The sequence below is a fragment of the Lysinibacillus sp. FW301-JW8 genome (genome assembly GCF_058788755.1).
Window position 1 is genome coordinate 1 of record NZ_JBYTBB010000144.1, and the last position, 1424, is coordinate 1424.

The 1424-nt window shown below is 29.2% G+C and carries 1 protein-coding gene; it reads left to right on the forward strand.

Features of this window, described 5'->3' with window-relative positions:
* The first annotated feature begins 553 nt into the window (after positions 1–553).
* Positions 554–1111, forward strand: coding sequence for a GNAT family N-acetyltransferase (locus AC3WOM_RS26640; protein WP_492449197.1), 558 nt, complete (start codon positions 554–556; stop codon positions 1109–1111).
* Positions 1112–1424 lie beyond the last annotated feature (313 nt).

Here is a 1424-nt window from a genome sequence, read left to right on the forward strand (position 1 = left end):
TCGTTTTGAAAAAGAGCTATACTTTTTAATTTGTCACCTTGATTTCATTGACATAATAGTATTTCAACAACATGAAGCACTTTTAAACAGTGCTTTTTATTTTTTTAGCAACTAGCACAAGTGGGGGTGATTACAAAACAAACAAATCTTGCTTTTTTGCATAACAAATAACATCCTTTTAAAGGTGGTTTGTTCATCAAAAATAAGCTATAGCGTTGATTTAGATTAGAATTTTACATTTATCAAAAAGTTCACCCTTTAATAAAATAGTATTATTACTATCTAATAGATATAGCAATATCGCAGTTTTCTTGACAGATGAAGAAACAGGCATTTGTAATTAAAATAGAAGTTTGCTGAGACGTCAACATTGCTAAATCACATTTAACAAGGTATAGCTTTTTATTATGCATGAAGGCTTGGAATTTCATCTTTGAATTGCGACCCTATAAAAAGGTTGTATTTATGAATTGAATATTTTTGATAGATTCCTAATTATAATATGTTACTATAAAAAATAATGTTAATTTATGGTGTGAAAGGGGAGTTTATTATGAATATAGAGTTCGAATTTAAAGATTTTCCTAAATTTGAAACAGAACGCTTCATCTTACGAAAAGGAATAGTTAATGATTGCAAAGATATATTTGCGCTTTATTCTAATGAAAAAGTGGTTAAGTACCTTCCATTAAAACTATTTGATTCAGTTGAAGATGCAATTGATGAAATAAATTGGTATGAGAAAATTTTCAAAGAACAGATTGGCTTAAGATGGGTAATCGAAGAAGCTAAGACCAAAAAAGTGATTGGAACATGTGGTTATTTAAATTATGAAAAAGAACATAACCGCATAGAAATTGGGTATGATTTGAACTCTGAATATTGGGGGAAGGGTATTATGCAAGAGGCTTTAAGTAGCATAATCCATTTTGCCTTTACGTCGATGGGGATAAATAAGATCGAGGCAAAAATAGAACCAGAAAATACATCATCTATAAGATTGTTGGAAAAATTAAATTTTTGTCAAGAAGGTGTTTTGAGACAACATGAATTTGATAAAGGGAAGTATGTTGATCTTGTCATCTTTTCAATATTGAAAAGTGAATATTAGAAGGTTTATGAAGAAGTCATGCTCACAACGAGTGATGGCTTTTTATTATGTCTGGAGAGGTTGAATGTGACATTAGTGCTGTCATTTTAGAGTTGTTAGCACTTGTGGGTGGTTGTCTTTACATGAATTCTAGAAAAAGCATATTTTCCATTCAATTGGAGAAAATAAACCTAAATGATTTAGGGGCGATAAATTTGAACAAAAACATATTTTTTTTATTATTGTTATTAATTTTTCACTAGTGTCGCATTAAAATAATTCAACGTATTTCAAAAAACTGAATTTTCCGCAATATTATCCGTGCATAAAAAAA

Coding starts and splice junctions, on each gene's coding strand:
- AC3WOM_RS26640 (WP_492449197.1), top strand. CDS start 554: ATGAATATAGAGTTCGAATTTAAAGATTTTCCTAAATTTGAAACAGAA.